Below are 20,837 nucleotides of genomic sequence, written 5' to 3'. Positions count from 1 at the left end.
TGTAACTCCCAGACAGGTTGTGAACGGCGTGGCTAGCAGAATGTAGGTGAGGACCTCCGGTATCGGTGTGGGTTACCACAACGCACATCGATCACCGAGAGGTCCTCATGTCCCACGCTAATGCCTGTTTGACTCCGCGAGGCCGGTTGCGGCTCGCGTCGGCCGTTGTCGACGACGGGTGGACCCTGCGCCGGGCTGCTGAACGGTTCCAATGCTCGCCGGCCACGGCCAAGAAATGGGCCGATCGCTACCGCACCGGTGGTCCAGCAGCGATGGTGGACCGATCCAGCCGCCCGCACCGCAGCCCGCGCCGACTGGCGCAGCGCCGAGAACGCCGGATCATCAAGGTACGGTTCACCCGCCGCTGGGGAGCCCACCGCATCGCCGCGCATCTGCGGCTGGCCCGCTCCACGGTGGAGGCCGTGCTGCGTCGCTACCAGATGCCGCTGCTCAGGCATCTGGACCAAAACAGCGGGTTACCGGTGCGCCGGCCCAAGCCCCGTCGCTACGAACACTCCGCTCCCGGTGATTTGGTCCATCTCGACATCAAGAAACTGGGCCGCATTCCCGACGGGGGCGGGCACCGCAAGCTGGGCCGCCAAGCGGGTCGGCGCAACCGCGCCGGCATGGGGTACTCGTTCCTGCATCATGCCGTCGATGACCACTCCCGGCTGGCCTATTCGGAGATCCTCGGCGATGAACGCAAAGAGACCGCCGCCGCGTTTTGGGAGTGCGCCAAGACGTTCTTCGTCGAGCACGGCATCACCGTCAAGCGGGTGCTGACTGATAATGGATCCTGTTACCGGTCAAAGCTTTTCGCGCAGACACTAGGTGCTGACATCAGCCACAAGAGGACCCGGCCATACCGGCCCCAAACCAACGGGAAAGTCGAGCGGTTCAACCGCACCCTGGCCGCTGAATGGGCCTACGCGCAGACCTACCGGTCCGAGGCAGACCGCGCCGCGACCTACCAGGACTGGCTGCATCACTACAATCATCACCGACCCCACACCGGCATCGGCGGAAAAACACCCATCGAACGCCTACGTGTTCACAACCTGCCCGTGAAGAACACCTGCATCACTACAATCATCACCGACCCCACACCGGCATCGGCGGAAAAACACCCATCGAACGCCTACGTGTTCACAACCTGCCCGTGAAGAACACCTAGCGTGCTCAGCTACCCGAAAGCGGTGGCGATGGGGCTGCTGACCGTCGTGGTGATGGCGGTCCCGACCGACGTCATCGACACGCCCTGGTTCAGTCGTGAGGTGCCCGTCCGCTGGTGGGAGATCCCGGTGCTCGGCGCGATCGGCCTTCTTGTCGCGCTGTATGTGGGTATCGGTGCGGTGAACCGCGGCCCGGGTCCTGCGCTGGGCGGCGCGACTCTGGCGACGTTCGCCATCGGGTGTCCGGTCTGCAACAAGCTGGTGCTCGCAGCGGTGGGCACCACTGGCGCGCTCGAGCTGTGGGCCCCCGTGCAGCCGGTCCTGGCGGCAGGCTCGGTCGCGCTGATGGCAGGCCTGGTGCTGTGGCGGTGGCGGCAACGCCCGTGTGGCCCAGGCGGATGCGAGGCGACGAGCCGCGGCCAGACCCCCTGAGCCCGCGGTGCCCACCGATCTCAGAGAGTGCAGAACGTCAGTGCGACGGCGGGTGTGAGACAGGTGCCCGCGATGACGAAAGCAGCCACGAGTTCGCGAGACCACCGACGCGACGCGGCAGGAGGCTGAGCCAGCCGCAACATCCGGTCCAGGACGGCAGTACCTGCTGCGGCCAGCGCACCCTCGGGAAGCGAACGTCCGGTACTGAGCAGAAACAGACTTCTCAGCAGCGGCTCACGGCCGTGCCGCGCGGCCGCTGCGTCGTCGGCGCACATCTCCAGCAGCGCCGGGAGGGATTGCGCTGCGGTGCGCATCAGCGGCAGTCGCGGCAGCGCCGCCGACAACGCATTCACGGTGGCGATGATGTGGTGGTGCCTACCGCGCATGTGCGCCCGCTCGTGGGATAACACGGCGCTCAGACCGGCCGGATCGAGCAGCCGCAGCGCTGCGGTGGTGACCACGATGGCTCTGCTCCCACCGCCGGAGACGCAGTATGCCGCGGGCTGCTCGGCGCCGATCGCCACGACGCCGCGATGATCGGTGGGGCGTCCGATGATCTTTACGGCGTCCGTGTGCTCCCGGTTGCGGCGGCGGGTACGCAGCAGCGAACCGACCAACCGGTGCCCGGTGTGCAGTGCGACCGCAGTGGTCGCGACCAGCAATGCCACAACCACGACCGTGGCCACCGACGACGGCAGGTGGAAGGCCTCGGTGAGCCCCAGTGTTTCGACACAGAACGTCAACGCGGATCTCGTCACCACGGCGTGCACCGCTCCGACAACCAGGACCACCACCGCCCCGATCCAGGCGGCCAGGGCCGTGCCGACCGCGACCAGCCAGCCGGTGACGACGAGCTGGGGACGTCGCGCCGCAGCGGCCGGGCTGGTGAGCACAACCGGCGCCAGCCAGCTCAACGCCACCGCATAGGTCAGCAGGAACGTCACCGCGTTCATGCGTTCTCTCCGGTGGACAGCCGCTGGAACGCTTCCCGCAGCCTGCCCGATTCGTCGTCGCCGAGCTGCTCGAGGAAGAAGTTGAGGATCAACTCGCCGTCCCCTCCGGATTCGAACACGGTGCGCATCAGGTTCGCCGAGTGCTCCTCGCGGCTCATGGTCGGGCGGTACTGGTAGGCCAGCCCGACCTTGTCGCGCAGCAGCCAACCCTTGCGGAACAGGTTGTCCATCGTCGACATGACCGTCGTGTACGCGATGTGCCGGGTCTTGCTGATGTCGCCGTGAACGTGGCGAACGGTCAGCGGTTCGGTGGCCGACCACAGCACGTCCATCACGACGGCCTCTAGATCGCCGAACTGTCTCAACGCCATTCGTGTGCCACCATTCGTTTGCCCCACTCAGCTCGAAGTGCTCTCTCGCTCCGGCATCCGTGGCCGTGTCCGCCTACGTAGCACGATAGTAGACCGCCAGACGATCAGCCCAGCGACGACGGCCAGTGCCACCCCCGGATCGCTGACTCCGGCCGCCACCCGGCTCAACCAGATCTGCAGGTCGTACTGCTCGTCGACCCCGAGCACACCGTTGAGGGCCGCGGTGCCGTCGGTGAGCACGAACAGCGCGCCGATCAAGATGAGTACTGTCCCCGTCACCAGCGAGGTCGTGTGGGTGTGCAGTGGACCAACCTGCACGGGCCGGCCCCGCAGCCAGCCCTTGCGGCCCAGGTCGTAGCGATCCCAGAGGAACGCCAGACCGAACAGCGGCGCCGCCATGCCGAGCGCGTAGACCCCCATGAGGAGTCCTCCGTACAGCGGATCGGCGCCCATCGCCGACATGGTCAGCACTCCGCCCAGCAGCGGCCCGGCACAGAACCCCGCCAGGCCGTACACCGCCCCGAGCACGACCACAGAAAGCGTGGTCGAGATCGTGATCCGCCCGGTGAGGCGCTGCGCGGCCGAAGACCCGAACCCCTTGCCGAGCAGGGTCATGAGGCCGAATCCGATCACGACGACGCCGCCGATCACGGTGACCTCACTGCGGTAGCGGGTGAGAGCGTCACCCACCGCGCCGACGCCCGCCCCCAGCGGCACCAGCACCAGGCACAGCCCTGCCCAGAACGCGAGCGTGCGCCGGATCAGCAGCCCGAGGCGGTCGAAGGCGTAGGCGAAGAACGACGGCAACAACAGCGCCGAACACGGGCTGAGCAGTGATGCGAGGCCGCCCAGCAAGGCTCCCGCCAATCCGGCGCCGGTCACGCGCGGTCCGCGGCCTCGTTGACCGCCGCGACGAACACCTCGGTCGGCTGGGCTCCCAGCATCGGCACACCGTTGATGACGAACGCCGGGGTGCTGGGCACCCCGATACTGCCGGCCTGCTCGACGTCGGCGTTGATCGCGGCGTCGAAGTCGTTGCCGCGCATCTGCGTGGCGAACCGGTCGAGGTCGGGTACGCCCGCCTGTCGCGCGAATCCGATCAATGCCTCGTCGGTGAGATCGCTGTGACCACGCTCCGGCGCGGCCGCGAACACCGCGCGGTTGAACTCCCAGAACCTGCCCTGCGCCGCGGCGGCCCGGCCGGCGCGGGCCGCCTGCATCGACTGGTCACCGAAGATCGGCAGATCGCGCCATTCGATGCGCAGGATGCCCTCATCGACGAAGCGCTCCACCATCTCCGGTTCGGTGTCACGGCTGAACTTCGCGCAGAACGGGCAGCGGTAGTCGGCGAACATCACCATCGCCACCGGCGCGGCTGGGTCACCCAAGGTCAGCGGGTCGTCGGCCAGGCGCCGCTCCATCGACAGCGCCGACGTGCCGCCCGTCTCGGGCGAACCCGTGGGTTCGACGATCTGGGCGACGGGCGCCGACGGGCCGGCTGCGCCGGTGTCGTCGTTCGGCTTCGTCACCAGGAACAGGATCAGCGCGATCGCGATGACGACGAGGCCGCCGATCACGAGCACGTCCCTACCGACATTGGCCCAACGGGAGTCAGCCACGGGTCACCTCCACCTCCATGTTTACGTACCTACGGCGTAGGTACGTAGGTATTGATACCACGCCCTCACCCCAGTGCGCTTCCCCGCAGCCACTCGTCCCACGGCACACCCCAGTCGCCGTTCAAACCCAGCGGTAGCGGGTCTCCACCGGTGTTACGCACCTCGACGACGTCACCCGGCTGCGCGAAGTCGTAGAACCAGCGCGCGTGGTCGGCGTTGAGGTTCAGGCAGCCGTGCGAGACGTTGGTGTTGCCCTGCGCCCAGACGGTGCTGTCGAGCTGGTGGAGATAGATTCCGTTGTGGCTCAATCGAACCGCGTAGTCGACGGTCAGCCGGTAACCACCACTGTCCACCGGTAACCCGTAGGTGGAGGAGTCCATGACGAGCGACTCCGACTTGTCCAGCACGGTGTAGACGCCGCGCTGGGTCCAGAACGCGAGGGTGGCGCCGCCGATCGTCTGCGTGCCGCCCTTCCCCATCGAGGTCGGCATCGTGCGCACCAGCTCGCCGTTGTCGAACACCTGGATCTGCTTGGTGCGGTCGTCGGCGATGGCGATGTGCGCATCGCCGATGCGGAAGGTCACCGCACGGTCCGCGGCGCCGTAGACACCGTCCCCGAGCGGGAGGCCGTAGATGTTCGCCGCCACCGAGATCGAGGTGCCCGGGGCGTGATAGAGCTGCGGACGCCAGTGCGCGGTGCGCTCGTCGACCCAGTACCAGGAGCCGTCGACACGGGGTTCGGTCGTGACGGCGAGGGCACGCTCGGCGGCCGCGCGGTCCGGGATCGGTCGGTCGAAATCGGCGACCACGACGATACCGACACCGTAGGTCGCACCCTCACGCAGATTCGCCCCTGACGTCGACGTCAGTGTGACGCTCGCCTGCGACTGCGGTGCCACCGTCGTGAACGTCGAGACCTTGCGCGCCGGCGGCCCGTCGGCGCCCCGGCTCACCGCCTCGAGCGTGTACGTGCGCCCGTATCCCAGTGGGACCGCCGGACGCCACGTCGAGCCGTCCGGTGACATCTCGCCGGGCACCGATCGCCCGGCCTCGTTGACCAGCGAGACGCGGCCGAGGCGTCCACTGACGGCCGACACCTCCACCGCCCCGACCGGCTGGACATCCAGGGTTCCCGCCGCCGGAGTGATCACTACCCGTTCGGGCGCGGTGACCGCGCTCGCGGGCTCCGGGGAGCCGACTGCGTCGTTGGGGTCTGCACCGTCCAAACTCAGGACGGAACCGCAGATCAGAGCGAGAAAAGCTGCGGCCGTCACGCCGCGCGCGGACATGCGTCGTCGTACCGATGTCACGGACAACCCCTCGGTCGTTAGTCGATACCACCGGGACGAACCCCGGCGGCCACCCCTACGGTATCGTTCCGTACGTATCTACGGCGTAGCTACGTAGGTGCGCTACTGTGGCGCTGACTCCGGGAACCGTCCGGCGGTTACGCACTACCTGGGCACCGCCCATCCACCGAGACCACTGGCATTGCGTCGAGAGGAATACCTGTACTCATGTTCACAAGGCAGTTCCAACGAGTAACGGCCGCTGTCTGCGGTGCACTCGTATCGATCGCAGCCGCGGTCGTCGTTCCGTCAGCCCCCGCGCACGCGTTCTCCCGCCCAGGGCTGCCGGTGGAATATCTGTTGGTGCCGTCGCCCGCGATGGGTCGCGACATCAAGGTGCAGTTCCAGAGCGGCGGTTCCGACTCTCCAGCGGTGTACCTGCTCGACGGCCTGCGCGCGAGAGACGATTTCAACGGCTGGGATATCGAGACCAACGCTTTCGCGATGTATCACCAGTCCGGCTTGTCTGTCGTGATGCCGGTCGGCGGACAGTCCAGCTTCTACTCCGACTGGTATCGGCCGGCATGCGGCAGCACCGGGTGCAGCACCTACAAATGGGAAACGTTCTTGACCCGCGAACTGCCGGCATATCTCGCCGCGGAGAAACAGGTCAAACCCACCGGAGGCGCTGCGGTGGGCCTGTCCATGGCCGGTTCGGCGGCGTTGACCCTGGCGATCCATCATCCGCAGCAGTTCCCTTATGCGGCCTCGCTTTCGGGCTTTCTGAATCTGTCGGAGGGATGGTGGCCCACCCTGGTCGGGGTATCGATGAAGGACGCCGGCGGCTATCGCGCCGAGGACATGTGGGGACCGTCGTCGGACCCCGCCTGGCGGCGCAACGACCCGATGGTCAACATCGGGGAGCTGATCGCCAACAACACCCGAATATGGATCTTCGCGGGGAACGGCAAGCCGGCCGATCTCGGCACCGGAGCCCCCGAAGGAGACGACCTGCCCGCAAAGTTCTTGGAGGGCTTCACACTTCGGACGAACAAGACCTTCCAGCAGACGTATCTGGCAGAAGGCGGTCGCAACGGCGTCTTCAACTTCCCCGACCGCGGTACCCACAGTTGGGGGTACTGGGCGCAGCAATTGGACATGATGAAGCCCGATATCCAGCGCGCGCTCGGAGTCTCGCAACAGTGACCGACACCGCCATGCGCACTAGCGCCTCCGTGTGTCTCCCGCCGTCAGCGTGAAGCACTGCGGGCCTGCGCCGTGGGTCCAGATGGAATCGCTCGGCAGGCGCTCGCCCGAGGTGTGAGCGAAATCGGCGCACAGCTCGAACGTCCTGCCGGCGCCCGCTGAGTAGCGGTAAGGCATGTGTGTCGATGGGTCGTCGAGCGGAAGTGGCGTCGGCAGCGCCGCATCCAAGGCGCCGAGACTCTCCGGCAAAGCGGCGTTCTGCTCGTAGTAGCGGTCGACGCCGCCGGCGAGCGACCGCAGGTCCTCGACCCGCCGGTCGTCGATACGCCGCGCTGCCTGCTCCGACGGCGGCCCCATCAGCCATAGCCCCGATCCCACCGCCGCGACGCAGGCCAGCACCGCGATGGCGAGAACCAGGGCCGGGACGGGCCGCCGGCCGCGGTCCGCGTCGCGCAGGTCCCACAGGTAGTAGCCGAGGATCAACCCGGCAACGATCGCCACCACCAACACCTTGAGCAGGAACCGCGCAGTCGTACCGCCCGCGAGCACATAGGCGACGAGCGTCACGAAGTCGCCGATGATGACGGCCACCGCCACGAACATCGCGAGATAGGTGAACCAGCGGCGGATCGCCGAACCGCGCTCGGCCGGATCGCGATTCAGCGAACGAGAGACCAGCCACGAGGCGACGAGGAAGACCGGGAAGGCGATGATGATGCGCGCCACCGACCACAGCGCGCCGGGCACCCAGGTGTCGGGGTCGACCGGTACCGCGGCCGGATCGTAGAACAGGTAATCGATGAGGGTGAAGAAGAGCCCCACCACCGAGAAGGCGGTGATGCCGAGCGCGGTGAACAGCACGAGATAGCGGAATGCCTCCCCTGCCGAGACGTGCGGTACCGGCCGGGGCACCGGAACGGAAAAGGGGATCTCGGCGTAGCTCGCGAGGGCCTTCGCCACCTGCTCGGGCCGCCAGCCGGCGTCGTGCAGCGCTTGCTCGATCTCCGGGCGCGGTATGCCGCGTTGAAGGGCCTCGCGCACGAAGCGGGTGAGCTCGTCCAGCCGTGCAGCCATCGGGTGGGCCTCGAATCCTGTTGCCGAGGAAGAGCATATCCGGTCTAGTAGCCGGCGCCGATCTCGATGAGCAGGACGCCGAGGACGATGAACCCCATTCCGGCGAGCATTCGGCGGGTCAGCGGTTCGCCGAACAGGAACCGTGACGCCACCGCGGTGAGCGCGACCCCCGCGGCGGCCCAGATCCCGTAGGCGACGCCCAGCGGCATCCCGTGGCGCAGCGAGCCCAGCAGCATCGTGAAGGCCAGCACGTAGCCGACGAGCACCACGGCATAGAACCGGGCACGGCCGTTCGCGGCCACCCGAAGCGACAGCGTGGCGATGACCTCGGTGACGATCGCGCCGACCAGCAGCAGATAGTGCATGCCCGTCACGCACCGTCCGAAGGCGCGCCGGCGTCCGTGTGCGCAGCGCGCGAGCCGGTTTCGACGAGCAGGACTCCGGCGATGACGCAGGCCAGGCCGACGGCCATCACCGCGGTGAACGCCTCACCGAAGAGCAGCGTCGACAGGCCTGCGGTGAGGGCGACGCCAGCGGCCCCCCAGATGCCGTATGCCACGCCGAGTCCCATCCCCCGCTTGAGGACGACGGTCAGGAAGACGAACCCGCCAAGGTAGCCGAGGACGACCACGACGTAGAGGGCGGGCACGGTTGCGGAACCTTTGAGCGACAGCGTCGCCGCCACCTCGCAGAGGATCGCGACGGCCAGGTAGAGCAGGGTCACGGCATTCCTCTCGGCGCGACCGTCGACTCTGCGCGCTCAGCAGAGGATAGGCGCAGCGCGGATCAGGCCGTCGGCTCGCCTGCGCTCTTGTCGACGTCGGGAGTCTCCTTGGGGTGCTCGTCGGCATCCTTCTTGTCCGACCTCGAGTTGCGGGAGGCCGCCGAATTCTCGTCGTCGTCGTAGATCCCTTTACCTGTGGTCATCGAATTCCCTTCACCGCGAAGCACTTCGGAGTTTTTCGAGCAGTGGACCGGCCGCGTTGTCGAGGAACGCCTCCTGGCTGTCGCCGCCGACCTGGACCAACGCTATATCGGTGAAGCCGGCCTCCCAATACTCGCGCACCGCCTCGACGATCGCATCCAGGTCGGGACCGCACGGGATCGCCTCGGCCACATCCTCGTGGCGCACGAACTGCGTCGCACCGTCGAAACCGGCGGTCGTCGGCAGATCCGAGTTCACCGCCCAGCCGCCGGCGAACCACCGGAACTGATCGTGGGCGCGGTCGACGGCGGCGTCACGATCAGGATCCCAGCAGATCGGGATCTGACCGATCACCCGCACGTCGCCGGGCAGCCCGGTCCCCCGGCGGGTGTCGTGCCAGGAGTCGACGAGATCCTTGTCGGGTTGCACCGCGATCAGGTGATCGGCCAGCGGGGCGAACTCCTCGACCGAGCGGCCACCGGACACCGCCGCGGCGATGGCCACCGGAACCTCGGGCACGTCCCAGATCCGGGCCGAGTCGACCTCGAAGTACTCGCCCTTCCAGTCGACCATGTCCCCGGTGTGCAACTCCCGGATGATCTGGATCGCCTCCTTGAGCATGTCGTGGCGCCGCGCGATCGTCGGCCATCCCGCGCCGACGACGTGTTCGTTGAGGTTCTCACCACTGCCGAGGCCGAGCGTGAACCGCCCGTCGGCCAGGATCTGCAGCGTGGCGGCCTTCTGCGCGACGACGGCCGGGTGGTAGCGGATCGTCGGGCAGGTGACGTAGGTCATCAGCTCGACGCGCTCGGTGGCGTGCGCCACCGCGCCGAGGACCGTCCAGGCATACGGGGCGTGCCCCTGCGCGGACAGCCACGGAAAGTAGTGATCGCTGGAGACTTCGAAGTCGAAACCCGCATGTTCTGCCGAAATCGCATAACGGACAAGGTCTTTCGGTCCGCTCTGCTCGGTCATCAAGGTATAGCCGAAACGTGTCATGGTCCCCGGGATACCCGGGCGACCGGCTGCGAAACGGGGACTGCCCCGGCAAGGTCTGGTCCCGACGATTCCGACGGGATACCGTCCTCACCAGCAGCTATAGCCGGATCGCCACCAGGAGGACTCGGTAGCGTCGAGCCCGCGTTCTTCGATTCGATCGCGTTCGACGACCCCTGGCGGCGCGTCCCGGCCTGACCACCGCGAGGCGTGCGGCTGGAGTGACTGACGTTGTCAATTGCTCCGGTGATCGACAGGATGGTGGGCATGACCTCTGACGCCGGCGGTTCCAGTCCGGCGGGGACGCCGCCCCCTGGCGGTGGGCCGATCGGCTATCCCCCGCCCGGATACCCGGGCTACCCGCCCGCCGGGTACGGCGCACCGGGATACGGGCCACCTCCCGGCTACCCGCCTCCGGGGTACGGCCCGCCCGCCGGTTACCCGCCACCGGGCTACGGCCCCCCACCGGGTTATGGTCCGCCGCCGGGCTACGGCCCCCCACCTCCGGCGTTCAAACCCGGCGTCGTCGCGCTTCGTCCCCTCGGCCTGTCCGATATGTTCAACGGGGCGGTTGCCTACATCAGGGCGAATCCCAAAGCCACATTGGGTCTTACGACGATCGTGGTGGTCGCGGCTCAGCTCCTGACGCTGGCGCTGTCCCTGTTGCCGCTCGCGTTCACCGGCCAGATCGCCCAGGCCATGGACAGCGACGAGCCCACCGCCGAGATGGTGATGAGCTGGGCGGCCTCGAGTGTCACCGGGGCCGTCTCGACCTTCCTGTCGGCGATCCTGCTCAGCGGCCTGCTGACGGTGGTCGTCGGGCGCGCGGTGTTCGGTGCCGGCATCACGATCGGGGAAGCCTGGCGACGGTTCCGGCCGAGGTTGTGGGCGCTGATCGGGTTCGGTGTGCTGCAGACGGTCGGCGCCCTCGTGCTGGTCGGGGTGGTCGTGCTGATCATCGTGGTCATCGCGGTGGCAGCCGACGGACTGATCGCATTCCTCGTCGGCGCCCCACTGGTGCTCGCGCTGATCGCGGCGTTGGTGTACCTGGGCACCATGCTGACATTCGTCCCGGTGGTGATCGTGCTGGAGCGCCGCGACATCATCTCGTCGATCAAGCGGTCGTTCGCCCTGATCAAAGGTGATTTCTGGCGGGTGCTGGGAATCCGGCTGCTCGCGGCGCTTGTAGCGAATCTGGTCGCGGGTGCGGTCGCGATCCCGTTCAGCTTCGGCGGCCAGTTCGCGCTCTCCGCCTCGGCGTCCACCACGGCGGCGCTGGTCGCGATGGTCCTGTTCGCGGTCGGCGGCGCCTTCGGACAGATCGTCACCGGGCCGTTCAGTGCGGGCGTGATCGTGCTGCAGTACACCGATCGGCGGATCAGGTCGGAGGCGTTCGACCTCGTCCTGCGGACCGGCGCCGCCGGTGGACCCGCAGCACCGGCGGACTCCACCGATGATCTCTGGCTGACACGCCAGAGCTGACATGCCCACAATCGACATCGACCGCGACGCAGCTCACGAGGCAGCCCAGCGTGAGCTCGCCAAGCCCGCCTATCCCAAGCCGTCACTGACCGACCAGATCTACGCCTGGATCGAGGAACTGCTGTACCGGCTGGTGGCCAAAGGCGCCGAACTGCCTGGCGGCTGGTTCACCGTGACGGTACTGCTGATCCTGCTCGCCGTCGGCGTCGTCGTCGCCGTCCGCATCGCTCGACGCGCCATGCGGACCAGTCGCGGCGATTCACCTGCCCTGTTCGGCGGGCGCGAGCTCAGCGCAGCCGAGCACCGCGCAACCGCCGAACAGTATGCGGCGTCCGGGGATTGGGCTCCGGCCATCCGCCACCGGCTGCGAGCCGTCGCGCGACGGCTGGAGGAGAACGGGACGCTGGACCCGGTCCCGGGACGAACCGCGACCGAGCTGGCCCGCGCCGCGGCACGCAAGCTGCCGAGCGTTGCCGACGAACTCGCCGCAGCAGCAGAGGCTTTCAACGACGTCACCTACGGTGAGCGCCCCGGACTGGAATCGCAGTACCGGATGATCGCCGCGCTGGACGACCGGCTGGACAGCCCCGTCGCGGTGGGCTCCGGCGAAACGCAGGCGGCGCCACATCAGGCATGGACCGAGGTGCGATGACGGACACCACCTCGACCGTCGTGGGTGCGACCATGGTTCAGCGTTTGCGCGGATTACGTTGGGTGCTGGTCGCTCTCGTCATCATCGTCGCGGTCGCCGCAGCGAGCGTTTACCTGACGGCGCCGCGGCCCGGCGGCAGGATGGCTGCCGACTCGACGTCACCCGAGGGCGCCCGGGCGCTGGTCGCGCTGTTGCGCGATCACGGCGTGACGGTCATCGAGGCCGACACCGCCGACGTCGTGGAGCGCGAAGCTCGGCCCGGCACCCTGCTGGTGATGGCGCAGACATTCCACCTGTACGGCGACGAGCTTCTGGGCCGCCTGGCCGAGCTGCCCGGCGACCGGCTGCTGGTCGAGCCGGTCAGCGCCACCCGCGAGAAGCTCGCGCCCGCGGTTCGTCGCGGGGAATCGACGAGTTTCGGTGGCCTGTCACCGGATTGCGATCTCCGGGAGGCCACCCGGGCGGGCACGGTGCAGCTCGGCGCCGCGGACGCCTATGAGGCCGCTGGGGCGACACCGGTGACCCGCTGTTACGACGGCACCCTGGTGCGGTACTCCGGCGACGGCCGCACGGTCACGGTCGTGGGCAGCGCGTACTTCATGATGAACCAGGGGCTGCTCGATGAGGGCAACGCCGCGCTTGCGATGAATCTCGCGGGCACCCAGCCGCGGGTGGTCTGGTATGCACCTCAGCGCAGCGAGGGCGCCGAATCCGGCGGCGGCGCGACGATCACCGACCTCATCCCCACCCAGGTGACCTGGCTGGTGTGGCAGCTGGTGCTGGCCGTGGCGCTGCTGGCCCTGTGGAAAGGTCGCCGAGTCGGCCCCCTGGTGGCCGAGCGGCTCCCCGTGGTGGTGCGGGCATCGGAGACCGTCGAGGGGCGTGGCCGGTTGTACCGGTCGCGCCGGGCGAGGGACCGCGCCGCCGAGGCGCTGCGGACGTCCACGCTGCAACGCCTGCTGCCGCGCCTCGGCCTGACCGCAGCGGCGGAAACAGCCGCCGTCGCCCACGCCGTCGCTGCCCGGTCCGGCCTCGATCCGACGGCGGTCACCCATACGCTCTACGGACAGCCCCCGGCAACCGACACCGACCTGGTGAACCTCGCCCGCGAACTCGACGACATGGAAAGGCTGGTCGCACAGTCGTGACACAACCCACCACCCAGTCCGGCGTCTCGACCGACGCCGCCCGCAACGCGCTGATGGCTCTGCGCGCTGAGATCGGCAAGGTCGTCGTCGGCCAGGACGCCGTGGTGAGCGGTCTCGTGATCGCGCTGTTGTGTCGCGGCCACGTGCTGCTGGAGGGTGTGCCCGGCGTCGCGAAGACCCTGTTGGTGCGCACCCTCGCCGCGGCCCTTCAGCTCGAGTTCAAGCGGGTTCAGTTCACCCCCGACCTGATGCCGGGCGACGTCACCGGCTCGCTGGTGTACGACGCGCGGACCGCGGAGTTCGAGTTCCGTGCGGGTCCGGTGTTCACCAACCTGCTGCTGGCCGACGAGATCAACCGCACACCGCCCAAGACGCAGGCTGCCCTGCTGGAGGCGATGGAGGAGCGACAGGTCAGCGTCGACGGCGAGCCCCGCGCGCTGCCCGACCCGTTCATCGTCGCCGCCACCCAGAACCCGATCGAGTACGAGGGCACCTACCAGCTTCCCGAGGCGCAACTGGACCGGTTCCTGGTGAAGCTCAACGTTCCGCTGCCGCCGCGCGATCAGGAGATCGCGATCCTCAGCCGTCATGCGCACGGGTTCGACCCGAGGGACCTCTCGGCGGTGAAGCCGGTCGCCGGACCTGCGGAGCTGGCAGCCGCGCGGGAAGCGGTGCGACAGGTGCTCGTCGGCGACGAGGTGCTCGGTTACATCGTCGACATCGTCGGTGCGACAAGGCATTCGCCGTCGCTGCAGCTCGGGGTGTCCCCGCGCGGCGCGACGGCACTGCTGGCCACGTCGAGGTCATGGGCCTGGCTCTCGGGTCGTAGTTACGTCACCCCGGACGACGTCAAGGCGATGGCACGGCCCACGCTGCGGCACCGGGTCGCGCTGCGGCCCGAGGCCGAGCTCGAAGGGGCGACCGCCGACGGGGTGATCGAAGGCATCCTGGCCGCGGTGCCGGTGCCCCGATAGTCGCCGGGCAATGATTCTCACCGGACGCACCGGTCTGATCGCACTCCTGTGTGCGCTTCCGATCGCGTTCGCCGCCCGGCCCGCGCTGGCCTTCGCGGTGCTGGCGGCCCTGCTCGCCGTCGCGGTGGCGGTCGATGTCGTGCTCGCGGGCAGCCCGCGGGCTTTGCGGCTGAGCCGCGGTGGACAGACCTCTGCACGGCTGGGCCAGCCGGTGGCCGCGGCGTTGACGGTCGACAACGGTGGCCGGTCCCGGTTCCGTGGCGTGATCCGTGACGCGTGGGCTCCCAGCGCGCGCGCCGAGCCGCGGCTGCATCGGGTGAATATCGCCGCCGGCCAACGGATCGCAGTCGAGACGCAGTTGCGTCCGGTGCGCCGCGGGGATCAGACCTCGGCGTTGGTCACCGCCAGATCCGTTGGGCCGCTTGGCCTTGCCGGACGGCAGGCCTCGCACCGGGTGCCGTGGCAGATCCGGATCCTGCCGCCGTTCCTCTCGCGAAAGCACCTGCCGTCACGGCTGGCCCGGCTGCGCGAACTCGAGGGCATGACGCCCGTGCTGATCCGCGGCCAGGGCACCGAGTTCGACTCGCTGCGTGAGTACGTCGACGGCGACGACGTCCGCTCCATCGACTGGCGGGCGACCGCGAGACGCGCCGACGTGGTGGTGCGAACCTGGCGGCCCGAGCGGGACCGGCGGGTGGTCATCGTCCTGGACACGGGCCGCACGTCGGCAGGCCGGGTGGGTGTCGACCCGACCGGAGCGCCGGCGGAAGCCAGATTGCCGGCTCCGCCGGCGGAAGCCAGATTGCCGGCTCCGCCGGCGGAAGCCAGATTGCCGGCTCCGCCGGCGGAAGCCGACCCCGGCACAGGCTGGCCACGACTGGACTGGTCGATGGACGCCGCCCTGCTGCTTGCGGCCCTGGCTGCGCGGGCGGGTGACCACGTCGACTTCCTCGCTCACGACCGCGTCACGCGGGCCGGGGTGTTCAACGCCTCGCGCACCGAACTGCTGGCCCACCTGGTCAACGCCATGGCGCCGCTGGAGCCCGCGCTGATCGAGTCGGACCCGCGGGCGCTGGTGTCCGCGATCCAGCGGCGGGCGCGGCGACGCGCGCTGGTGGTGCTGCTCACCGACCTGAACGCCTCCGCGATCGACGAGGGCCTGCTCACCGTGTTGCCCCAGCTGTCCGCCAAGCACCACGTGCTGCTGGCCGCGGTGGCCGATCCGCGGGTCGACACGCTGGCCGCCGGCCGGGCCGACGCCGTCGCGGTGTACGACGCCGCCGCCGCCGAACGCGCCCGCAACGAACGCCGCGACGTCGCCTCCCGCCTTCGGCGCTGCGGTGTCGACGTCGTCGACGCCCCGCCGGAGGAACTGGCGCCGGCGCTGGCCGACCACTACCTGGCGATGAAGGCCACCGGCCGCCTGTAACCCTCGCGAGCGTGCAGCCAGGGTAGCGGCGACGCGCTGTCGGCTACCTGGAATGCACGTTCGCGGAAGAAGAACTCAGCCGGTTGGCACCAGGTCGGGCGCATTGTCGATATCGCCGGTCTCCCCGGCGCGTACGGCCCTGCGGCCGAAGTGGAAGACGTATCCGAGGAAGGCGATCTCGGCCGCGACGCCGATCGCGATCCGTGCGAACGTCGGCAGCGGCGACGGCGTGACGAACCCCTCGATCAGGCCGGCGACCGCGAGCACCGCGACCAACCCGACGGCGACCGCGATCACCGCTCTGCCCTGCTCGGCCAGCACCTGGCCGCGCGGCCGGTTGCCCGGCGAGATCACCGACCAGCCGAGTCGCATCCCGGCCCCGGCCGCCAGGAACACCGCGGTCAACTCGATCAACCCGTGCGGTGTGATCAGGCCAAGGAAGATGTCGCCCTTGCCCGCGTCGAACATCAACCCGGCGTTCACCCCGAGGTTGGCCGCGTTCTGGAACAGCACGTACGGGATCGGGATTCCGAGCAGGATCGAGAACCCGATGCACTGCGCCGCGACCCAGGCGTTGTTCACCCACACCGACAGCGCGAACGACCCCGCCGGATGCTCGCTGTAGTAGGAGGCGAAGTCATTGTTGACCAGCTGCTCGATCTCACCGGGCGTTCCGAACGCCGCCTGGACTTCCGGGTCCTTGGCGATCCAGACGGCGATCAGCGTCGCGACGAAGAAGAAGCCGGCCGCCGATCCGAGCCACCACCGCCACGACCGGTAGGCGACGACCGGAAACGACACGGTCCAGAAGCGGACGAACTCGCTCCACAGCGGTGCATGCGCCCCGGTGATGACCGAGCGCGCCCGCGCCACCAGCCCCGACAGCTTGCCGACGAGGACCGCGTCCGAGGAGGCGGACCGCACCATCGACAAATGGGTCGACACCCGCTGGTACAGGTCGACGAGTTCGTCGACCTCGGCGCCGGTCAGGTGCCGCCGTTTCTTCACCAGCCGGTCGAGACGATCCCACGTCGGGCGATGCGTCAGCACGAACGCGTCGACATCCACATCGGCGATCCTAGTAGCGTTGGAAAGCATGGCCGGTCCGCAAGAGCCCGTGGTGACAGGGGACGCGGTGATCCTCGACGTCCAGATCGCCCAGGTACCGGTGCGCGCACTGTCGGCGTTGATCGACGTCACTGTGGTGTTCATCTGCTACGTCATCGGTGTCGTGCTGTGGGCGGCGACGCTGTCGCAGTTCGATTCGGCGTTGTCGGCGGCGGTGCTGATCATCTTCACGGTGCTGGCGCTGGTGGGCTACCCGTTGATCTTCGAGACCGCCACTCGCGGCCGAACGCTGGGCAAGATGGCGATGGGTTTACGCGTCGTGTCCGACGACGGCGGACCGGAACGGTTCCGTCAGGCACTGTTTCGCGCACTGGCCGGAGTCATCGAGATCTGGATGCTCACCGGTGGTCCCGCGGTGATCTGCAGCCTGCTCTCACCGAAGGGCAAGCGCATCGGCGACATCTTCGCAGGCACCGTGGTGATCAGCGAACGCGCGCCGCGAATGTCGCCACCGCCGCCGATGCCCCCGCAGCTCGCGTGGTGGGCGTCGTCGTTGCAGCTTTCCGGCCTCGGCTCCGAGCAGGCCGAGCTCGCCCGCCAGTTCCTTTCCCGAGCACCGCAATTGAATCCCGAGATGCGGGATCAGATGGCGCATCGGATCACGGTCGACATCGTCACGCGGATCTCGCCGCCGCCACCGCCGGGCACGCCCGCGCCGCTGATCCTCGCCGCGGTCCTCGCCGAGCGGCACCGCAGGGAACTCGGGCGGATGCAGGCACCGGCCCCCCAACCGGCGTGGCCCACCTTTGCGGACGCGGATTCCCGAAACATGTATCCGCCGCTGCCGCGGACACCGTCGCCGCCGGCGCCGTCGTCACCGAGCGAGCCCGGGGCCTTCACCCCGCCCTCCTGATTCCGCGCGCTGTGCTGACGGTCCTCAGCCGGCGATCCAGTTTCCGTGAAATCCGTACGGAACACGCTGCGGTAGCTTGATTCTGGCAACGGGCGGGCCGGTGAAGTCGGACGCGTCGATGATCACCAGGTCGCTGCCGTCGCGAGCGGGATCGTAGACGTAGCCCAGATACCACCCGCTGCTCTCGTCGGCCGGCCCGGAGGTCGACGGGACGAACACCGCTTCACCAGGCCCGCCGGGGCCGCCGGTGCCGTCGAATCGGTGCTCGGCGGCCTCACCGGTGACGAGGTCGTGGCGGACGAGGTTGCCCTCTCCGACGGACACCGTGTAGCGGGCAGGCAGGGTCGCGAGCCGGTCGTCGATCCTCGGGAACTCGACGACCCGGTCGTCGAGCTGACGTTCGGTGACGGTGCCGCGCCGCAGGTCCACCGTCCATGTCCACATCACCCCGTCGGCGTCGAATCCACCGTCCTGCCGCCATAATTCGGGATAGCGGACGGCGTGCAGCACCAGCGCGTCGCCGTCGGCAGACGTCGTCTCGTAGGCGTTGGCGACGTGGAAGACGTAGCACGGGTCGATCTCCAGCCATCGCACCTCGCCGTGGGGGTCGTCGCGGCGCAGCAGACCCAGCCGGGCTCCGTAGGAGTCGTCCCAGCGGTAGGGCATATCGCCGCTGCCGCTCATCGCGACCTCGAGGTTGAAGACGATGGGCAGGTCCATGAACACGACGTAGTTCGGTGTCAGCGCGAAGTCGTGCATCATCGTCAGCGCCTTGACCTCCAGCGGCCGGTTGACCACCAACTGGCCGTCGGCGTCCGCGCGGTGGTAGGTGACGTGCGGGGCGAAGATGTTGCCGTACCCGAAGAAATGCATCTCACCGGTCGTCGGGCAGATCTTGGGGTGCGCGGTCATCGAGTTGGCCAGTCTGCCGTCGAAGTCGTAGGCGCCCACCGTCTCGAGGTCATTGGTGATCTCGTACGGCAGAGAGGATTCGACCAGCGCGAGTGTCTTTCCCGCGTGGTTGACGATGTGGGTGTTGGCCACGCTGGCCCGGAGGTTGCGGGTGCCGTCGGAGTTGTAGAGCGGGAACGGCTTCTCGAAGCTGTCGGTGCGCACCCAGCGGTTGCGGTACCACGCGGCGCGGCCGCCCTCGATGCGGACACCGTGGATCATGCCGTCCCCGGTGAACCAGTGCCCCGTCGCCTCACGCGGGTTCGGCCCGTTGCGCAGGTACCAACCGGTCACCTCGGCGGGGATCGCACCTTCCACCGGCAACGCGAACTCGGTCAGTTCGTCGGTGACGGGCGCATAGTTGCCACGGCGGAAGAAGTCACCGGTGCCGAACAGCGCTGAGGTGTCGGTCTTGTCTGAGGCGGTATCGGTCATGGGCTGGACCTCCTGTGGGGAACTTCCCCACCATGACACCTCAGTATTGACATGTCAATAGTGGAGTGTCGCGCACTCGAGTGGAGCCCGCGAGGGGCGTGGAAGGTGACCCCGCTTCGGGAGTCGGCGGCCGTCGAAGCCGAGCCCGTGGCCTGATCGAGACGCCGGATACGGCCCCGATACTCCAATCCTGGAATATCGGGGCCGTACTATGCCGCCATGAGCCTTCGATTCGCCGCGCTCGGCCTGCTCGCCCAGCATCCCGGCAGCGGATACGACCTGATCAAACGCTTCGAGAAGTCGATGGCCAACGTGTGGCCCGCGACGCAGAGCCAGCTCTACGGTGAGCTGAACAAGCTCGCCGATGCCGGTCTCATCGAGGTCGCCGACATCGGGCCGCGCGGCCGCAAGGAGTACCGCGTCACCGAGACCGGCCGCGCCGAGCTCGTCCGCTGGATCGGGGACTCCGCCGAGGATCCGCCGATGCGCCGGCCGGACGTGCTTCGCGTCTTCCTGCTCGGCGAGCTGCCCGCCGAAGACGCCCGCAGGTACGCCACGGCTTTCGCAGAACGCGCCGGTTCCGAGCTGAAACGCCTTGAAAGCCTGCGTGATTCGATCAACTGGGGTGACACCGACGCCGACTTCTACGGCCACGCGGCGCTGGAGTTCGGCCTGCGGGACACCGCCATGGAGGAGCAGTGGGCGCGCTGGTTGGTGAAGTCGATCGACGACCGCGGCCGAAAATAGTTCCCCGGTACGCGTTGCATCGCGATAGTTTCCGATATATCGTCAACGTATCGGAAGCGCATTTCGTGCTTCCTCTCGAACCAAAGGACACGAACATGAACACCCACATCAATCCCCCTTTCCCCTCCGGTGACAGCCCGTTCGAGGGGCGCGGCTTCGGTTTCGGGGCCGGCTTCGGCCCCGAAGACCGCCGGACGCTGCACGAACGGCGCAGGCAGACCCGGCGCGAATTCCGCGACCACCTTCGCGAGCACCGCGGTGAGGCCGGCTTCGGCGGTCCCGGCTTCGGCGGCTTCGGCCCCGGTGGCTTCGGCCCCGGTGGCGGCAAGTTCGGAGCCGGCTTCGGGTTCGGCCCCGGTGGCCGAGGCGGCAGGCGCGGCGGACCCCGCGGCGGCGGACGCGGCAGGCGCGGTGACGTGCGCGCCGCGATCCTCAAGCTGCTCACCGACCGGCCGATGCACGGCTACGAGATGATCCAGGAGATCGACGAACGCAGCCAGCAGCTGTGGAAGCCGAGCCCCGGCTCGGTCTATCCGACGCTACAGTTGCTCGTCGACGAAGGCCTGATCGTCGCGACCGAATCCGAGGGCAGCAAGAAGCTCTTCGAATTGACCGACGACGGCCGCGCCGCCGCCGAGAAGATCGAGACCGCACCCTGGGACGAGATCACCGAAGGTGCCGATCCCGCAGCGATGGGGCTGCGCACCGCCGTCGGCCAGCTGATGGGTGCGGTCGCTCAGTCCGCGCACGCGGCGAACAGCGAGCAGCAGCAGCGCATCGTCGACATCGTCAACAACGCCCGTCGCGAGATCTACCACGTCCTCGGCGAGGACTGACAGCGAGTTCGGCGCCATGCAACGCGGTGGCGCCCAACGTGCTGTTGATCCCCGGCACCTCGTCGGTGGCACACCTGGAGGAGAACACCGCGGTCGCCGGTATCGAACTCGACGCCGACACGAAGGCCGAACTGGACGCCTCAGAACCCAGGGAGGCTTGAGAAC

23 protein-coding genes and 1 pseudogene are annotated in these 20,837 nt (G+C 68.5%); 12 read left to right on the top strand and 12 right to left on the bottom strand.

Translation table 11 applies throughout. The features are described 5' to 3' along the window. Positions 1-107: 107 nt before the first annotated feature. Positions 108-1,061, top strand: a pseudogene (locus H7I57_RS18065) (IS481 family transposase); the annotation flags it as partial. 114 nt (positions 1,062-1,175) lie between these two features. After that, positions 1,176-1,604 (top strand): hypothetical protein, encoded by a 429-nt coding sequence (locus H7I57_RS18060; protein WP_264025066.1) that lies wholly within the window; start codon positions 1,176-1,178, stop codon positions 1,602-1,604. 20 nt (positions 1,605-1,624) lie between these two features. Here H7I57_RS18060 and H7I57_RS18055 read toward each other — a convergent pair whose 3' ends face one another. The 5 genes from H7I57_RS18055 to H7I57_RS18035 all read right to left on the bottom strand — a co-directional run bounded on the left by H7I57_RS18055 (position 1,625) and on the right by H7I57_RS18035 (position 5,836). Beyond that, the gene (locus tag H7I57_RS18055) at positions 1,625-2,557 is read right to left on the bottom strand and encodes a M56 family metallopeptidase (protein ID WP_264025065.1); all 933 of its coding nucleotides are present in this window, start codon (positions 2,555-2,557) and stop codon (positions 1,625-1,627) included. Next, entirely contained in the window at positions 2,554-2,928 is a 375-nt protein-coding gene (locus tag H7I57_RS18050) for a BlaI/MecI/CopY family transcriptional regulator (protein ID WP_264025064.1), read from the bottom strand. Before H7I57_RS18050 ends, H7I57_RS18055 begins: the two co-directional genes overlap by 4 nt. A gap of 27 nt (positions 2,929-2,955) precedes the next feature. Beyond that, positions 2,956-3,810, bottom strand: a complete 855-nt coding sequence (locus H7I57_RS18045; RefSeq protein ID WP_264025062.1) for a cytochrome c biogenesis CcdA family protein — start codon at positions 3,808-3,810, stop codon at positions 2,956-2,958. Then, positions 3,807-4,547 (bottom strand): DsbA family protein, encoded by a 741-nt coding sequence (locus H7I57_RS18040; RefSeq protein WP_264025061.1) that lies wholly within the window; start codon positions 4,545-4,547, stop codon positions 3,807-3,809. The genes H7I57_RS18045 and H7I57_RS18040 overlap by 4 nt, the downstream gene beginning before the upstream one ends. Before the next feature lie 65 nt (positions 4,548-4,612). Further along, positions 4,613-5,836, bottom strand: coding sequence for a L,D-transpeptidase (locus tag H7I57_RS18035; RefSeq protein WP_275081392.1), 1,224 nt, complete (start codon positions 5,834-5,836; stop codon positions 4,613-4,615). 228 nt (positions 5,837-6,064) lie between these two features. On the opposite strand from H7I57_RS18035, the gene H7I57_RS18030 reads away from it, so the two are divergent. Next, entirely contained in the window at positions 6,065-7,042 is a 978-nt protein-coding gene (locus tag H7I57_RS18030) for an esterase family protein (protein WP_264025059.1), read from the top strand. A gap of 18 nt (positions 7,043-7,060) precedes the next feature. Here H7I57_RS18030 and H7I57_RS18025 read toward each other — a convergent pair whose 3' ends face one another. The 5 genes from H7I57_RS18025 to H7I57_RS18005 all read right to left on the bottom strand — a co-directional run bounded on the left by H7I57_RS18025 (position 7,061) and on the right by H7I57_RS18005 (position 10,040). Next, the gene (locus H7I57_RS18025) at positions 7,061-8,116 is read right to left on the bottom strand and encodes a DUF5671 domain-containing protein (RefSeq protein ID WP_264025058.1); all 1,056 of its coding nucleotides are present in this window, start codon (positions 8,114-8,116) and stop codon (positions 7,061-7,063) included. A 44-nt stretch (positions 8,117-8,160) separates the two neighbouring features. Further along, positions 8,161-8,481 carry a DMT family transporter gene (locus tag H7I57_RS18020; RefSeq protein WP_264025085.1) on the bottom strand — a complete coding sequence of 107 codons (321 nt, stop codon included), beginning with the start codon at positions 8,479-8,481 and terminating at the stop codon, positions 8,161-8,163. A gap of 5 nt (positions 8,482-8,486) precedes the next feature. After that, positions 8,487-8,840 (bottom strand): DMT family transporter, encoded by a 354-nt coding sequence (locus H7I57_RS18015; RefSeq protein ID WP_264025057.1) that lies wholly within the window; start codon positions 8,838-8,840, stop codon positions 8,487-8,489. Positions 8,841-8,902: 62 nt separating this feature from the next. Further along, positions 8,903-9,043 (bottom strand): hypothetical protein, encoded by a 141-nt coding sequence (locus H7I57_RS18010; RefSeq protein WP_264025056.1) that lies wholly within the window; start codon positions 9,041-9,043, stop codon positions 8,903-8,905. 10 nt (positions 9,044-9,053) lie between these two features. Then, positions 9,054-10,040 (bottom strand): LLM class F420-dependent oxidoreductase, encoded by a 987-nt coding sequence (locus H7I57_RS18005; RefSeq protein WP_264025054.1) that lies wholly within the window; start codon positions 10,038-10,040, stop codon positions 9,054-9,056. Positions 10,041-10,304: 264 nt separating this feature from the next. Between H7I57_RS18005 and H7I57_RS18000 the strand changes: the two genes are divergently transcribed. From H7I57_RS18000 to H7I57_RS17980, 5 genes are read left to right on the top strand one after another with little or no spacing between them, the layout of a single operon-like run. Then, positions 10,305-11,519: a glycerophosphodiester phosphodiesterase family protein gene (locus H7I57_RS18000; RefSeq protein WP_264025053.1), complete on the top strand. Its 1,215-nt coding sequence runs from the start codon at positions 10,305-10,307 to the stop codon at positions 11,517-11,519. 1 nt (position 11,520) lies between these two features. Continuing rightward, positions 11,521-12,171, top strand: a complete 651-nt coding sequence (locus H7I57_RS17995) for a DUF4129 domain-containing protein (protein ID WP_264025052.1) — start codon at positions 11,521-11,523, stop codon at positions 12,169-12,171. After that, entirely contained in the window at positions 12,168-13,319 is a 1,152-nt protein-coding gene (locus H7I57_RS17990; RefSeq protein ID WP_264025051.1) for a DUF4350 domain-containing protein, read from the top strand. Before H7I57_RS17995 ends, H7I57_RS17990 begins: the two co-directional genes overlap by 4 nt. A gap of 53 nt (positions 13,320-13,372) precedes the next feature. Beyond that, the gene (locus tag H7I57_RS17985) at positions 13,373-14,293 is read left to right on the top strand and encodes an AAA family ATPase (protein WP_264025084.1); all 921 of its coding nucleotides are present in this window, start codon (positions 13,373-13,375) and stop codon (positions 14,291-14,293) included. Positions 14,294-14,303: 10 nt separating this feature from the next. Beyond that, positions 14,304-15,722 (top strand): DUF58 domain-containing protein, encoded by a 1,419-nt coding sequence (locus tag H7I57_RS17980; protein WP_264025050.1) that lies wholly within the window; start codon positions 14,304-14,306, stop codon positions 15,720-15,722. A gap of 75 nt (positions 15,723-15,797) precedes the next feature. On the opposite strand, the gene H7I57_RS17975 is transcribed toward H7I57_RS17980, so the two are convergent. Continuing rightward, positions 15,798-16,790 (bottom strand): stage II sporulation protein M, encoded by a 993-nt coding sequence (locus H7I57_RS17975; RefSeq protein ID WP_264025049.1) that lies wholly within the window; start codon positions 16,788-16,790, stop codon positions 15,798-15,800. A gap of 28 nt (positions 16,791-16,818) precedes the next feature. Between H7I57_RS17975 and H7I57_RS17970 the strand changes: the two genes are divergently transcribed. Beyond that, positions 16,819-17,703 carry an RDD family protein gene (locus H7I57_RS17970; RefSeq protein ID WP_264025048.1) on the top strand — a complete coding sequence of 295 codons (885 nt, stop codon included), beginning with the start codon at positions 16,819-16,821 and terminating at the stop codon, positions 17,701-17,703. Positions 17,704-17,727: 24 nt separating this feature from the next. Here the strand turns inward: H7I57_RS17970 and H7I57_RS17965 are convergent, their stop codons facing one another. Then, the gene (locus tag H7I57_RS17965) at positions 17,728-19,089 is read right to left on the bottom strand and encodes a carotenoid oxygenase family protein (protein WP_264025047.1); all 1,362 of its coding nucleotides are present in this window, start codon (positions 19,087-19,089) and stop codon (positions 17,728-17,730) included. 219 nt (positions 19,090-19,308) lie between these two features. Between H7I57_RS17965 and H7I57_RS17960 the strand changes: the two genes are divergently transcribed. From H7I57_RS17960 to H7I57_RS17950, 3 genes are all read left to right on the top strand, one after another. Continuing rightward, complete coding sequence (locus H7I57_RS17960) at positions 19,309-19,836, top strand: PadR family transcriptional regulator (RefSeq protein ID WP_264025045.1); 528 nt, start codon at positions 19,309-19,311, stop codon at positions 19,834-19,836. Positions 19,837-19,931: 95 nt separating this feature from the next. Continuing rightward, positions 19,932-20,672, top strand: coding sequence for a PadR family transcriptional regulator (locus tag H7I57_RS17955; RefSeq protein WP_275081369.1), 741 nt, complete (start codon positions 19,932-19,934; stop codon positions 20,670-20,672). 26 nt (positions 20,673-20,698) lie between these two features. Next, positions 20,699-20,833 (top strand): hypothetical protein, encoded by a 135-nt coding sequence (locus tag H7I57_RS17950; protein WP_264025086.1) that lies wholly within the window; start codon positions 20,699-20,701, stop codon positions 20,831-20,833. The last annotated feature ends 4 nt before the right edge of the window (positions 20,834-20,837 follow it).

Source organism: Mycolicibacterium pyrenivorans (genome assembly GCF_025821625.1).
GTDB classification, from domain to species: Bacteria; Actinomycetota; Actinomycetes; order Mycobacteriales; family Mycobacteriaceae; genus Mycobacterium; species Mycobacterium pyrenivorans.
Note: the sequence above shows the minus strand (reverse complement) of the source record. Positions and strands in the feature narration are given on the sequence as shown.